This is a genomic window from Streptomyces sp. Ag109_O5-1, from assembly GCF_003814875.1.
GTDB lineage: Bacteria > Actinomycetota > Actinomycetes > Streptomycetales > Streptomycetaceae > Streptomyces > Streptomyces sasae.
Genome location: NZ_RKQF01000001.1, coordinates 7,200,353 through 7,212,692, shown reverse-complemented (window position 1 = coordinate 7,212,692; position 12,340 = coordinate 7,200,353). Strand labels below are relative to the sequence as shown.

Below are 12,340 nucleotides of genomic sequence, written 5' to 3'. Positions count from 1 at the left end.
GTGCGAGCGGGAGGCGGGCAGCGGTGGTGCGCAGCGGTGTGCGAGGGGAGGTGTCCGACGTGTCGGTGATCGACGACACCATGCCCCTCACGACCCAGGCAGCCGGTGCCGGCGGGCCCGGCGGAAGACGGCGCGGAGGCGGGACGGACGGCGACCGGAAGCGCCGCAGACGCCGGGTCATACGCTGGTCGGCCTCGGTCCTCGCCCTGGCGATGGCCGGCACCGCCACCGCCGGATACCTGTACTACGAGCACCTGAACAGCAACCTGAAGAAGGCGGACCTGAACATCGGGGGCCGTCTCCGGGGTCACGCTGGTGGTGGGCGCCGACTGGCGCTCGGGCACCAGGTACACCGCCGACGACGATGACACCACCCCGGCCTCGGCGAGCGCCCTCAACGCCTCGGACACCAAGGCGTGCATGCACGTGGACCCGGACTACACCTGGTGAACCCGCGAGGGGCGGTGCTCAGCGGGAAGAAGGGCTGAGCACCGCGGGGCGACGGGACGCGATGACCCGCTTCGCCAGCGACCTGGGGCTGGTCAGGAAGCCGTACCCCCACGTCATGTGCATGGTGGCGAGGGCGACCGGGATCTGCAGCCGCGCCTTGAGCGGCAGCCCCTTGCCGGCCGGGACGGACCCGGCGACGATCGCGGCGAGATATCCGCCGGGGATCACGAAACCGAGCGGGGTCACCAGGGCACCGGCCACGATCCCGGCCGCTATCGCGCACAGGGCGACCGGCGGGGCGAGGTAGCGCAGGTTGATGGAGCCCTCGTGGTAGCGGGCGACGACGTGCCGCCAGCGGCCGTAGTCCTTGTACTGCTTGGCAAGCGCCTTCACCGACGGCCTCGGGCGGTACGACACCCTCAGCTCCGGCGAGAACCAGATCAGCCCGCCGGCCTCGCGGATCCGGAAGTTGAGCTCCCAGTCCTGGGCGCGGATGAACTCCTCGTTGTAGCCGCCCTGCTGCTCCAGCGCCTCGCGCCGGAAGACGCCCAGGTAGACCGTGTCGGCCGGGCCGGCCTCACCGCCGGTGTGGAAGGCGGCGTTCCCGACGCCGATCTTCGAGGTCATGGCCGCGGCGACCGCGTGCTCCCAGGCGTTCTCGCCCTCGGCGTGCATGATGCCGCCGACATTCATCGCGCCGGTCTCCTCCAGGAGCCGTACGGCGGTGGTGATGTAGTTCGGGGAGAGCATGCCGTGGCCGTCCACGCGGACCACGATCGGGTGCCGGGAGGCCTTGATCGCGGCGTTCAGTGCGGCCGGGGTGCGCCCGGTCGGGTTCGGGACGGTGTGCACACGCGGGTCTTCGGCCACGAGCTCGGCCGCGATCTCGTCCGTGCGGTCCTTGGACGGACCGAGGGCGATCACGACCTCCAGCTCGCCGGCGTACTCCTGCGCGAGGATCGCTTCGACGGCCCCGCGCAGGTGCCGCTCCTCGTCGAGGACGGGCATGATCACAGAAACTGCGGGGTGCCGCACGTCGGGCTTGGCGTTCATAGGGGGCTCACGTTACCGCGAACGGGGGACACCGGTGCGCGCCGCCGGGGCCAAGTCGCGGGATGAAGGTCGTATCGGCCTACCGTCCTTACGGATCCCACGTACGGCCTCGTCCGGAGGTGTCCCTTGCCCGCCAGCCCGCCCCGGTCCGTTGTCCGGCCCGCCCGGCCGCAGCGCCGACCACAGCCCACCCGTCAGGCCCCGCGGCCGCCGGTACGACCCACGAGGCCCCGGCGGCCGCGCTGGGCCATGCGGGCGGTCACCACACTCTCCGTGGTGGTGCTGGCGTCGGCCGGGATCGGGCACTCCGTGATGGCCAGCCTGGACGCGGACATCGCACGGGTCGACCCGTTCAAGGACATGAAGAACCGGCCCCGGGCGGGGCACGGCATGAACGTCCTGCTGGTCGGCACCGACGGCCGCGACAAGATCACCGAGCAGGAGCGGCGCAGGTACCGGCTGGGCGGGGCGCCCTGCCACTGCACCGACACGATCATGATCGTGCACATCTCGGCAGACCGGGAGCGGGCGACCGTGGTGAGTCTGCCGCGCGACTCGTACGTCGAGGTCCCGGCGCATGTCGACGAGACGACGGGGCAGCAGCGCGCCGCCCATCCCATCAAGCTGAACGCGGCCTACGCGGAGGGCGGCCCGCAGCTGACCGTCCGCACGGTCGAGGACATGACCCATCTGAAGATCGACCACTATCTGGAGGTCGACTTCATCTCCTTCATGGAGACCGTCGACGCGCTCGGCGGGGTCCGGATCTGCACGGCCCAGCCCCTGAAGGACTCCTACACCGGCCTGAACCTCTCCCCCGGCACCCATCAGCTGAACGGCGGGCAGGCCCTGCAGTACGTCCGGTCCCGGCACGTCGACGTGGCGAGCGACCTGAGCCGGATGAAGCGGCAGCAGCGGTTCATGGCCGCGCTGATCGAGCGGGCGGCGTCGTCCGGGGTGCTGCTCAACCCGATCAGGTTCCGGGACGTGACACGGGCGGTGCTGGGCTCCGTACGGGCCGACACGGGCTTCGGCACGGACGAGCTGCTGGACCTCGGCCGGGCGATGCGGAACTTCTCCCCGTCCTCGTCCGAGTTCACGACGGTCCCCATCGGGCAGATGGGGTACGTCGTGAAGGGCATCGGCTCGACGCTGAAGTGGGACGAGGCCAGGGCGGCCCAGCTGTTCCAGTCGATGCGCGACGACAAACCGCTGGGGACGCCGGCACCGTCGGCGTCGTCGGGACCTTCGGCATCGCCGGCATCGCCCACGCCCACGCCCGCCAGGCCGCGCGGTCCGGTGCCGGTGACCGTGGAGGTCGCGCCGCAGCAGATCCACGTACAGGTGGAGAACGGCACGGCGACGGCGGGGCTCGCCCGGCGGCTGGACGCGGCACTGGCGGCGACCGGCTTCGCGACGAACCGGCAGCCGGTGACCGCGGCACGTCACGACGTGAAGCGGACGGTGATCTCCTTCGACCCGCGCTGGGACCGGTCGGCCCGGTCGCTCGCGGCGGCTCTGCCGGGCAGTGAGCTGCGGGCGGTGAAGGGGCTGGGGCCGGTGCTGCGGGTGACGGCCGGGGCGGACTTCAAGGGGCAGGCCCGGAAGGTGCGGGCCGACGATCCGGCACCGCAGGGGGAGCCTGCTGTCATCCGGGGGGACGAGAAGGTCTGCTAGCGGGAGCCGGTGGGTGATGCGCGGCCGACAGCGCCGGGCATCACCCACCGGGAAGCGGCTCAGTGGTTGTCGACCGCGCCGGCCCAGTCCCACTTCACGCCCATGTCGGAGTACATCTTCGAGTACGCACGCGCTGTACGGCCGGCATGCTCAACTGGCTCGCGCTGGCGCCCATCGGCACCGAGCTGGCCGCCCTGTCCGCCGAGCGGATCGAACGGCAGCTGGTCCCCGTGGTGGCCGGCGCGTTCCGCGGGGACGCCCCGGTCGGCCCCTGACCGGGCAGGGCGCTGCTCACGCCGCTCAGTCGCTGCTCAGTCCTCGAAGCCCTCCGCCACCCGGCGCTCCCGCAGCTCCCTGATGTCCCGCCGCCGCGCCAGCCGGTGCGTCCGCCTGATCTGGGCCTCCTGGTAGCGGCGGCGGTCCCGCTCGGTCTCCGGGATCACCGGCGGCACCCGGCGCGGCTTCCCGTCCGCGTCGACCGCGGCGAAGACGAGGTAGGCCGAGCCCACCTGGGTGGCGGGGGTCGACTCGTTCCAGCGCTCGGCCAGGACCCGCACGCCCACCTCCATGGACGTCCGGCCGGTCCAGTTGACCTGCGCCTTGACATGGACCAGGTCGCCGACGCGGACCGGCTCCAGGAACGCCATCTCGTCCATGGACGCGGTGACGGCGGGACCGCCCGAGTGACGGCCGGCGACCGCACCCGCGGCGTCGTCGACGAGCTTCATGATCACACCGCCGTGCACCGTGCCCAGGAGGTTGGTGTCGCCGTGGGTCATGATGTGGCTCAGCGTGGTCCGGGACGCGGACGTCGGCTTGCCGGGTATGTCGAGTTCCGCCTCGGGGGCCTGGTCTGTCATGGCCCCCACCTTATGCCGAAGCGACATTCGCGGAATTTGTGTCGGGTTCGCAACAGCGGTGACCTGATTTTCCGACGACCCTTGTAACTGGCATGGCCGCTACCTGCACACTGGGGCCCATGAACGAATGGCCCCAGGGATGGTCGAACGACAACCGCGGCAACCGGTACGGACGCGGGAGCGCGGACGCGCAGCCTGAGGGCGCGCGCGTGATGCGCCAGGTGCGGCGCGGAGAACCGTCGGCACCGCCGTACGGCGCCCCGCAGCAGGGCGGCGGATACGGCGGGGTGCCGCAGCAGCCGTCGTACGGCAACGGCAACGGATTCGACGACGGTGCCGGGTACGACAACTACAACAGCGGCTACAACACCGGCCAGGTCTACGGCGGCGGCCCCGGGGGCGGGGGACCCGGCGGCGAGTACGAGCGTGGACCGCGGCGGGCTCCGAACTGGCGCAAGCGGATCAAGTGGACGGCGATCGTCGTCCTCAGCGTGGTGATCGTCACATCCGTCTCGACCTACTTCTGGGCCGACTCCAAGCTGCACCGGGACGTCGACCTGTCGAAGGTGATCGACCGTCCCGCGGCCGGCTCGGGCACCAACTACCTGATCGTCGGCTCCGACAGCCGCCAGGGCCTGTCCGCCGCGCAGAAGAAGGAGCTGCACACGGGCTCGGCCGAGGGCAAGCGCACGGACTCGATGATGATCCTGCACGTCGGCGACAACGGCGACACGCTGATCTCCCTCCCCCGCGACTCGGACGTGGAGATCCCGTCGTACCAGGGGTCGACGTCCGGCAAGGTCTACAAGGGCACCGGCCGGCACACGAAGCTGAACGCGGCCTACGCCGAGGACGGTCCGACCCTCCTCGTCCGCACGATCGAGTACAACACCGGCCTGCACATCGACCACTACGTGGAGATCGGCTTCGCCGGGTTCGCGGGCATCGTGGACGCGGTCGGCGGGGTCACGATCAACATCGACAAGGGCTTCAAGGACAAGTACTCGGGCGCGGACTTCAAGGCGGGCACACAGACCCTGAACGGCGAGGAGGCCCTGGCCTTCGTCCGTACCCGGCACGCCTTCGCCACGTCCGACCTGCAGCGCACCAAGAACCAGCAGAAGTTCCTGGCGGCGCTGGCCCACCAGGTGGCCACCCCGTCGACGATCCTGAACCCCTTCAAGCTCTACCCCACCCTCGGCGCGGGCCTGGACTCCCTCACCGTCGACAAGGACATGAGCCTGTGGGACCTGGGCTCGATGTTCTTCGCGATGAAGGACGTCAACGGCGGCAACGGCACCTCCATGAACATGCCGATCTCGGGCTCCACCGGCGGCAACCTCGTCTGGGACAAGGCGAAGGTCAAGACCCTGGTGGACGAGCTGAAGAACGACCAGAAGGTCACCGTCACCGGCAACTAGGCCGTACCGGCGGCGAGCAGTGCCACATGGGGAAGGGCCAGGCGCCCTTCCCCGTCGGCGTATCCGGCGGCGAGCCGCTCGTACGCCTGCCGGATCCGTACGACCGTCGCCGCGTCCTGCGAGGTCACCACCAGGCCGATGGTGGCCACCCCGCCGGCGGCGCCGCCCCACCACTCGTCGAGGCCGGCGCGGTGGTCCCACTCCAGTTCGCCGGCGTACGCGTCCGTGAACCCGGCCTCCGCCAGCAGCCCCGCCAGGCCCTCGGCGGAGCGTGCGAAGTCGTCCGCCGCATCGAGCCGGGGCAGGTGCGGAGGCGGTACCGCACCGCCCGCCGCGCAGGCCTGGCCGAGCAGGTCCTGGCCGGCGCCGCGTCTGCCGCTCCAGATCGTCACGGCGAGCCGGCCCCCGGGGCGCAGAACACGGTGGAGTTCGGCGAGGGCGGCTCGGGGGCGACCGACGTGGTTGAGCACGAAGTTGCCGACGACCGCGTCGAACTCCCCGCCAGAAAAAGGGAGTTCGGGCAGTACGGCGGTGCGCGCGCCGACGCCCCTCGCGCGGGCCGCGGCCACCATCCCGGCGTCCGCGTCCACCGCGACGACCCGGGCACCGCGCTCCTGGGCCGCCAGGGCCGCCGTACCCGTTCCGGTGCCGACGTCGAGGAGTCGCGTTCCCCCCGTCACGCCCGCCGCGTCCAGCAACTGCTCCACGGGATGGGCGCACAGGCGGGCGAAGCTTTCGGCGTAGGCCGCCGCCCGGCCCGTCCACATGGCCCGTTCGGTGGTGTCGAAGGCGTCACTGGTCATGGGGCAAGCGTGCCAGAGCGTGGATCAGGGGCACCCGGCGAGGTGCCCCTGATACCGGTTCAGCGCGGTGTCACATGGACACGCCCGCCATCGAGCGGCACATCTCGGCGCACTTGCGACACATCTCCGCACAGCGCTTCATCTGTGGGTCGTCCGGCATGGTCATACACGCCTCGGCGCACATGTCGCACGCCTTGGCGCACATCGCGCACATCTCGGCGGACAACGGCGAGCGCCGCATCATCATGTCGGCGCACATCCGGGTCATCTCGGAGCAGTCCATCAGCGCGCGCATGATCCGCATCTGCGCCTGGCCGCCCTCCATGGACATGCAGGAGCTCATGGTCTCCTCGCACATCGTGTGGGTGGCCATGCACATGTTGACGCAGTCCTGCATCTGCTTGGACATGGCGGTCATGGGTCCGGTCTGGGTCATGGCTCCTCCAGAGGAAGGGAGAGGGGTCCGGGGCGGGTCCCCGTGTGCTTCCCGTCCTAAGCCCGACCGCCCGGTAGTGCCATTCGGGCCGGACACGGAAAAGGCGCCCCGAGGGGCGCCTTCCCGCCGGATACCGGTGCGGCTACGGCAGGTTGCGGGCCATGACGATCCGCTGAACCTGGTTCGTGCCTTCATAGATCTGGGTGATCTTGGCATCGCGCATCATGCGCTCGACCGGGTAGTCACGGGTGTAGCCGTAGCCGCCGAGCAGCTGGACGGCGTCCGTGGTGACCTCCATGGCGACGTCGGAGGCGAAGCACTTCGCCGCCGCGCCCTGGAAGGTGAGGTCGGCGTCGCCGCGCTCGGAGGCGGCCGCGGCCTGGTAGGTGAGGGCGCGGGCGGCGGCGATCTTCATGGCCATGTCGGCGAGCATGAACTGGATGCCCTGGAAGTCGGCGATCGGCTTGCCGAACTGCTTGCGCTCCTGGACGTAGCCCTTGGCGTAGTCGAGGGCGCCCTGGGCGACACCGAGGGCCTGGGCGGCGATGGTGATGCGGGTGTGGTCGAGGGTCTTCATCGCGGTGGCGAAGCCGGTGCCCTCGGCGCCGATCATGCGGTCGGCGGGGATGCGGACGTTGTCGAGGTAGACCTCGCGGGTCGGCGAGCCCTTGATGCCGAGCTTCTTCTCCGGGGCGCCGAAGGAGACACCCTCGTCGGCCTTCTCGACGACGAAGGCGGAGATCCCCTTGGTGCGCTTCTCCGGGTCGGTCACGGCCATGACCGTGTAGTAGTCGGAGACGCCCGCGTTGGTGATCCAGCGCTTCACGCCGTTGAGGACGTAGTGGTCGCCGTCGCGGACCGCCTTCGTCTTCATGCCGCCCGCGTCGGAGCCCGCGTCCGGCTCGGAGAGGCAGTACGAGAACATGCCGTCGCCCTTGGCCAGGGGCGTCAGGTACTTCTTCTTCAGGTCCTCGCCGCCGGAGAGGATCACCGGGAGCGAACCCAGCTTGTTCACGGCCGGGATGAGTGAGGAGGAGACGCACGCGCGGGCGACCTCCTCGATCACGATGACCGTGGCGAGCGCGTCGGCGCCGGCCCCGCCGTACTCCTCGGGTACGTGCACCGCGTGCAGGTCGTTGGCGACCAGGGCGTCGAGCGCCTCCTGCGGGAAGCGGGCCTCCTCGTCAACCGCGGCGGCGTACGGGGCGATCTTCGCCTCGACCAGCGCGCGGACGACGTCACGGAGCATGTCGTGCTCCTCGGACGGGCGGTACAGGTCGAAGTCAGCCGATCCGGCCAAGGTCTCTCACTCCAGACGCAGTGGTGCTGACGCTAATTACTGTTAAGTAACTCAAAGTTTAGAACGCGGCCCACGGATAGGTCACGTGAGCTTGGCGACAGCGGGAAAGTTGCCCGGAACACGGCCCGGTTATGCTCGGGCCGCAGCCCGCACCCACGTCCCCGAGCTGGAGCATTCATGAGCCTCAAGATCACCGTGATCGGCACCGGCTATCTCGGCGCCACCCATGCAGCGGCCATGGCCGAGCTGGGCTTCGAGGTGCTCGGTCTGGACGTCGTACCCGAGAAGATCGCGATGCTGGAGCGTGGCGAGACCCCGATGTACGAGCCGGGGCTCGACGAGCTGCTGCGCCGGCACGTGGCCGGCTTCGAGGGCTCCAGCGGACGGCTGCGCTTCACCACCGACTGGGCCGAGGTCGGCGCCTTCGGCGATGTCCACTTCGTCTGTGTGAACACCCCGCAGAAGCACGGCGAGTACGCCTGCGACATGTCGTACGTCGACTCCGCGATCGCGTCGCTGGCCCCGCATCTCACCGGGCCCACGCTGGTCGTCGGCAAGTCGACGGTGCCGGTCGGCTCGGCGGAGCGGCTGGCCGCGTACCTCGCGGAGAACGCGCCCGCCGGGGCCGATGCCGAGCTGGCCTGGAACCCGGAGTTCCTGCGCGAGGGCTTCGCCGTCCAGGACACGCTGCACCCCGACCGGGTCGTGGTCGGCGTGCGCGGCGAGCGCGCGGAGAAACTGCTGCGCGAGGTGTACGCGACGCCGCTGGGCGAGGGCACGCCGTTCGTGGTGACCGACTTCCCGACGGCCGAGTTGGTGAAGACCTCGGCGAACTCCTTCCTCGCCACGAAGATCTCGTTCATCAACGCGATGGCGGAGGTGTGCGAGGCCGGCGGCGGTGACGTGGTGAAGCTGGCGGAGGCGATCGGGTACGACGACCGGATCGGGAAGAAGTTCCTGCGGGCCGGGATCGGGTTCGGCGGCGGCTGTCTGCCGAAGGACATCCGCGCGTTCATGGCACGGGCCGGTGAGCTCGGTGCCGACCAGGCGCTGACCTTCCTGCGCGAGATCGACTCCATCAACATGCGGCGCCGCGGGCAGATGGTCGAGATGGCCCGGGAGGCGCTGGGCGGGGGGTCCTTCCTCGGGAAGCGGGTCGCGGTGCTCGGCGCGACGTTCAAGCCGGACTCGGACGACGTGCGGGACTCGCCTGCGCTGAATGTCGCCGGGCAGATCCATCTGCAGGGCGGGCAGGTCACGGTGTACGACCCGAAGGGGATGGAGAACGCGCGGCGGCTGTTCCCGACGCTGGGCTACGCGGAGGCTGCGCTGGAGGCCGTGCGGGGGGCGCACGTGGTGCTGCATCTGACGGAGTGGCGGGAGTTTCGGGAGCTGGATCCGGCGGTGCTGGGAGAGGTGGCCGCGGAGAAGGTGATCCTCGACGGGCGTAATGCTCTGGAGCCTGAGGTCTGGCGGCGGGCGGGTTGGACGTATCGCGCGATGGGGCGTCCGACCGCGTAAAGCTGCGGGTGCGTGGGGGCTGGTCGCGCAGTTCCTCCCCCAGCCGAAGGCTGGGGGTACCCCCAGCGCCCCTGACGGGGCGCTTCAGTGCAGGGCGCCAAATAGAACAGGACGACACCGGTTCGGCCGAGGCTCAGTCGGCCGAACCGGTGTCTTGTTGCATTCTGCACCACGCGGCACGTTTGTGAGCGATGAACTGGCTGTGTGTTACCGGTCCTTGGAGCGGTAACGGCGCATTTTCGCGCGCGCCCCGCACACCTGCATCGAGCACCAGCGGCCGCGTCCCGCCGGGCTGCGGTCGTAGTACGCCCAGTGGCAGGTGTCGGACTCGCAGGCCTTCAGACGCGTCCACGTGCCCTCCACCAGGGCGGAGGCGACGGCGACGGCGATCCGGGAGAGCAGGGGGGCCGGGTCGGCGGAGGCCAGGGCCGCCGTGCCGTCGGCCGGGTCGACGGTGACGAGGAGAGGGGCGTCGGCCAGCAGCTCGCCCAGCGGGGTCACCTCGCGGTGCGGGGGGTGGCCGGCGTGGGCCAGGAGTGTGGCGCGCAGGGACTCGCGCAGGGCGCGGGCGGGCTGGAGCCCTTCCTCCGTGATGCCGAGGCGCGCCCTGCCGTCCGGCGTGTCGAGCGTGTCAGCGCCCGACTCCAGGTCCAGCGTGTTCACCAGGGCCTCGACCAGGGCCAGGCCGCCCGGCGCGGGCGATCTCTCACTCATTCCCGCAAGTTACCTCCCGAATTCGGTTGCGACGTCACCACCGCTGCGGGAGCATGCGGTGACCGTTACTGGTTACCCGCTTTTAAGGGTAACCCCGGCTTCGAGGAGGAAGTCATGGCTCTCGCCAAGCTCGGTGTCGTCGTCCTGGACTGTCCCGATCCGTCCGCGCTCGCCGGTTTCTACTCCGGGGTGCTGGGCGGCAGCGTTGAAGGGGACGGCGACTGGGTGGACCTGGCGGTGCCCGGCGGGCAGGCGCTGGCGTTCCAGAAGGCGCCCGGTTTCGTGGCGCCGAAGTGGCCCGCGCCCGACGACTCCCAGCAGTTCCATCTGGACCTGGTGGTGGAGGATCTGGACGCGGCCGAGAAGGGGGTGCTGGAGCTGGGCGCGAAGCCGCTGGACGCGGCGGACCGGTCGCGCAGCTTCCGTGTGTACGCCGACCCGGCGGGGCACCCGTTCTGCCTCTGCGCCTGCTGAGAGAGGGAGGACTCATGGCATCCGTCGCCCGCTTGCGCAACGTGGTGATCGACTGTCCCGACCCGCACGCGCTGGCCGCCTTCTACGCGGCCGTCGTCGGCGGTGACCTGGTGGCCGAGGAGGACGACTGGGTCGTACTGAGGCTGCCGGACGGGCTGCGGCTGGGCTTTCAGCTGGCGCAGGGGTACACACCGCCCGAGTGGCCGCGGGCCGACCACAACTCCCAGCAGTTCCATCTCGACTTCGACGCGGGGCCGACCTGGGACGACGTCGACGCGGCGGAGAAGAAGGTGCTGGCCCTCGGGGCACGGCTGCTGCGGCGGGAGGAGGACCCCGTGGCGGAGGACTTCAGGGTGTTCGCCGATCCGGCCGGGCATCCGTTCTGCATCTGCCGGATCGACTGACCGGTCCGACCGGGCCTCGGCCGGTCAGACGTCCGCGTCGGCCGGCCGGGGCGGGCTCGGCTCTCTGCGGCGCTGGGCCGCCCGTGCGGTGAAGTCGGCGCTGCGTAGCGCCCGCTGGACGTTTCCCCAGGTCAGCAGGGACAGTTCGGTGTCCGACCAGCCGCGCCGGAGCAGTTCGGCGATGAGGTGCGGGTAGCGGGAGGTGTCGGCGAGGTCGCGGGGGTGGCCGGCGCCGGAGTCGTAGGTGCCGGACAGGGCGACGCACTCCGGTCCCGCGACGGTACGCACGTGGTCGAGGTGGTCGGCGACGTCCCGGGCGGTCGACCCGGTCTGCTCGGCGATCAGCGGCACCATGCACAGGCCCTTCTGCCCGCCGAGCCGGGCGAGCAGCTCGTCGGAGAGGTTGGCGGGGTGCGGGCGTACGGCCGCCGCCGCGGAGCGGGTGCACAGGACCGGCGTCTTGGAGAGGGCGAGCACCCGGGCGAGGGTGACCTCCGGGGCTCCGGTCAGGTCCGCGAGCACACCGAGGCGGTTCATCTCGCGGATCACCTCCTCGCCGAACCGGGTCAGCCCCTCCTCCCCCGCCCAGGAGGCGCCGGCGAGGCTGAGCACGCGCAGGCCCAGGGAGTGCAGCACACGCAGGATGCCGAGGGAGTCGCCGAGGGCGGCGACGGAGGCCGGGCCGAGCACCACGGCGACCCGGCCGCAGTGGCGGGCGTCGATGACCTGCCCGGCGGTGCGCACCAGCCGCAGCCCCTCGGGGTGTCGCTCGACCACCGTGCGGGCCAGGTCCAGCTGCTCCAGCGTGGCGCCCACGGCCCGGTCGGCCCGTTCCCCCTCCGGGACCTGCAGCGACCAGAACAGCGCGCCCACATGCCCCTCGCGCAGCCGGGGCACGTCCGTGTCCACGGCCGTCTCGCCCAGCTCCAGGTCGTACCAAGGGAGCGGCGCGAGCGCCCGGGGCAGTCCGCTGTAGCCGTCCGCGACCGGATGCGCGGCCAGCAGGGCATGGGCCCGTTCCAGGACATCGGTGCCGGACTCCGTCGGGAACGGGTCGTCCGGGAGGCAGTCGTCCTCGCCGACCTCGGTCGTCGTGGGGATGTCGTCCTGGAGGTCGGCCATGGCGGGCTCCGTACGTCGTCGTGAGCTACGTCGTGAAGGGGCTTAGCCCACCGTCGCACGCCCGCCCGGGAGGGTTCCTGGTGGACGGGGCGTTCGGGGGTATGG

At 70.9% G+C, this 12,340-nt stretch carries 14 protein-coding genes and 1 pseudogene; 8 read left to right on the top strand and 7 right to left on the bottom strand.

Annotation, left to right across the window (positions count from 1 at the left end; all coding sequences use genetic code 11):
• The first annotated feature begins 59 nt into the window (after positions 1 to 59).
• Both EDD90_RS32785 and EDD90_RS59125 read left to right on the top strand, forming a co-directional pair.
• Positions 60 to 368, top strand: a complete 309-nt coding sequence (locus tag EDD90_RS32785) for a hypothetical protein (protein ID WP_123976506.1) — start codon at positions 60 to 62, stop codon at positions 366 to 368.
• Positions 298 to 450: pseudogene (locus EDD90_RS59125) on the top strand (LytR family transcriptional regulator); the annotation flags it as partial. The gene EDD90_RS32785 and the pseudogene EDD90_RS59125, both read left to right, overlap by 71 nt.
• Before the next feature lie 18 nt (positions 451 to 468).
• On the opposite strand, the gene EDD90_RS32775 reads toward EDD90_RS59125, so the two are convergent.
• Positions 469 to 1,503, bottom strand: a complete 1,035-nt coding sequence (locus EDD90_RS32775; RefSeq protein WP_123976505.1) for a glycosyltransferase family 2 protein — start codon at positions 1,501 to 1,503, stop codon at positions 469 to 471.
• 249 nt (positions 1,504 to 1,752) lie between these two features.
• Here EDD90_RS32775 and EDD90_RS32770 point away from each other — a divergent pair, with 249 nt between their 5' ends.
• Entirely contained in the window at positions 1,753 to 3,180 is a 1,428-nt protein-coding gene (locus tag EDD90_RS32770; RefSeq protein WP_260328246.1) for an LCP family protein, read from the top strand.
• Between the two features lie 146 nt (positions 3,181 to 3,326).
• Positions 3,327 to 3,455, top strand: a complete 129-nt coding sequence (locus EDD90_RS32765) for a hypothetical protein (RefSeq protein WP_260328244.1) — start codon at positions 3,327 to 3,329, stop codon at positions 3,453 to 3,455.
• Positions 3,456 to 3,491: 36 nt separating this feature from the next.
• Here the strand turns inward: EDD90_RS32765 and EDD90_RS32760 are convergent, their stop codons facing one another.
• Positions 3,492 to 4,040, bottom strand: coding sequence for an acyl-CoA thioesterase (locus EDD90_RS32760; RefSeq protein WP_385680272.1), 549 nt, complete (start codon positions 4,038 to 4,040; stop codon positions 3,492 to 3,494).
• Positions 4,041 to 4,159: 119 nt separating this feature from the next.
• Here EDD90_RS32760 and EDD90_RS32755 point away from each other — a divergent pair, with 119 nt between their 5' ends.
• Positions 4,160 to 5,461, top strand: coding sequence for an LCP family protein (locus EDD90_RS32755; RefSeq protein ID WP_123976502.1), 1,302 nt, complete (start codon positions 4,160 to 4,162; stop codon positions 5,459 to 5,461).
• On the opposite strand, the gene EDD90_RS32750 is transcribed toward EDD90_RS32755, so the two are convergent.
• The 3 genes from EDD90_RS32750 to EDD90_RS32740 form a co-directional block, all read right to left on the bottom strand.
• Positions 5,458 to 6,264: a class I SAM-dependent methyltransferase gene (locus EDD90_RS32750; RefSeq protein WP_123976501.1), complete on the bottom strand. Its 807-nt coding sequence runs from the start codon at positions 6,262 to 6,264 to the stop codon at positions 5,458 to 5,460. The genes EDD90_RS32755 and EDD90_RS32750 overlap by 4 nt on opposite strands.
• A gap of 70 nt (positions 6,265 to 6,334) precedes the next feature.
• Positions 6,335 to 6,700: a four-helix bundle copper-binding protein gene (locus EDD90_RS32745; protein ID WP_123976500.1), complete on the bottom strand. Its 366-nt coding sequence runs from the start codon at positions 6,698 to 6,700 to the stop codon at positions 6,335 to 6,337.
• A gap of 142 nt (positions 6,701 to 6,842) precedes the next feature.
• Positions 6,843 to 8,000, bottom strand: coding sequence for an acyl-CoA dehydrogenase (locus EDD90_RS32740; RefSeq protein ID WP_123976499.1), 1,158 nt, complete (start codon positions 7,998 to 8,000; stop codon positions 6,843 to 6,845).
• A 177-nt stretch (positions 8,001 to 8,177) separates the two neighbouring features.
• Between EDD90_RS32740 and EDD90_RS32735 the strand changes: the two genes are divergently transcribed.
• Positions 8,178 to 9,521 (top strand): UDP-glucose/GDP-mannose dehydrogenase family protein, encoded by a 1,344-nt coding sequence (locus tag EDD90_RS32735; RefSeq protein ID WP_123976498.1) that lies wholly within the window; start codon positions 8,178 to 8,180, stop codon positions 9,519 to 9,521.
• Between the two features lie 207 nt (positions 9,522 to 9,728).
• Here the strand turns inward: EDD90_RS32735 and EDD90_RS32730 are convergent, their stop codons facing one another.
• Positions 9,729 to 10,235, bottom strand: coding sequence for a CGNR zinc finger domain-containing protein (locus tag EDD90_RS32730; RefSeq protein WP_123976497.1), 507 nt, complete (start codon positions 10,233 to 10,235; stop codon positions 9,729 to 9,731).
• Between the two features lie 114 nt (positions 10,236 to 10,349).
• On the opposite strand from EDD90_RS32730, the gene EDD90_RS32725 reads away from it, so the two are divergent.
• Together EDD90_RS32725 and EDD90_RS32720 are read left to right on the top strand one after the other, a co-directional pair.
• Positions 10,350 to 10,709 carry a VOC family protein gene (locus EDD90_RS32725; RefSeq protein WP_123976496.1) on the top strand — a complete coding sequence of 120 codons (360 nt, stop codon included), beginning with the start codon at positions 10,350 to 10,352 and terminating at the stop codon, positions 10,707 to 10,709.
• Between the two features lie 14 nt (positions 10,710 to 10,723).
• Complete coding sequence (locus EDD90_RS32720) at positions 10,724 to 11,113, top strand: VOC family protein (protein WP_123976495.1); 390 nt, start codon at positions 10,724 to 10,726, stop codon at positions 11,111 to 11,113.
• Between the two features lie 24 nt (positions 11,114 to 11,137).
• On the opposite strand, the gene EDD90_RS32715 is transcribed toward EDD90_RS32720, so the two are convergent.
• Positions 11,138 to 12,235: a dipeptidase gene (locus tag EDD90_RS32715; RefSeq protein ID WP_123976494.1), complete on the bottom strand. Its 1,098-nt coding sequence runs from the start codon at positions 12,233 to 12,235 to the stop codon at positions 11,138 to 11,140.
• Positions 12,236 to 12,340: the final 105 nt, after the last annotated feature.

What these genes read in the sequence shown, in the direction of transcription:
- EDD90_RS32730 (WP_123976497.1), bottom strand. Translation starts at nt 10,235, where the DNA reads ATGAGTGAGAGATCGCCCGCGCCGGGCGGCCTGGCCCTGGTCGAGGCC.
- EDD90_RS32750 (WP_123976501.1), bottom strand. Translation starts at nt 6,264, where the DNA reads ATGACCAGTGACGCCTTCGACACCACCGAACGGGCCATGTGGACGGGC.
- EDD90_RS32770 (WP_260328246.1), top strand. Translation starts at nt 1,753, where the DNA reads ATGCGGGCGGTCACCACACTCTCCGTGGTGGTGCTGGCGTCGGCCGGG.
- EDD90_RS32745 (WP_123976500.1), bottom strand. Translation starts at nt 6,700, where the DNA reads ATGACCCAGACCGGACCCATGACCGCCATGTCCAAGCAGATGCAGGAC.
- EDD90_RS32760 (WP_385680272.1), bottom strand. Translation starts at nt 4,040, where the DNA reads ATGACAGACCAGGCCCCCGAGGCGGAACTCGACATACCCGGCAAGCCG.
- EDD90_RS32715 (WP_123976494.1), bottom strand. Translation starts at nt 12,235, where the DNA reads ATGGCCGACCTCCAGGACGACATCCCCACGACGACCGAGGTCGGCGAG.
- EDD90_RS32765 (WP_260328244.1), top strand. Translation starts at nt 3,327, where the DNA reads ATGCTCAACTGGCTCGCGCTGGCGCCCATCGGCACCGAGCTGGCCGCC.
- EDD90_RS32755 (WP_123976502.1), top strand. Translation starts at nt 4,160, where the DNA reads ATGAACGAATGGCCCCAGGGATGGTCGAACGACAACCGCGGCAACCGG.
- EDD90_RS32720 (WP_123976495.1), top strand. Translation starts at nt 10,724, where the DNA reads ATGGCATCCGTCGCCCGCTTGCGCAACGTGGTGATCGACTGTCCCGAC.
- EDD90_RS32725 (WP_123976496.1), top strand. Translation starts at nt 10,350, where the DNA reads ATGGCTCTCGCCAAGCTCGGTGTCGTCGTCCTGGACTGTCCCGATCCG.
- EDD90_RS32735 (WP_123976498.1), top strand. Translation starts at nt 8,178, where the DNA reads ATGAGCCTCAAGATCACCGTGATCGGCACCGGCTATCTCGGCGCCACC.
- EDD90_RS32775 (WP_123976505.1), bottom strand. Translation starts at nt 1,503, where the DNA reads ATGAACGCCAAGCCCGACGTGCGGCACCCCGCAGTTTCTGTGATCATG.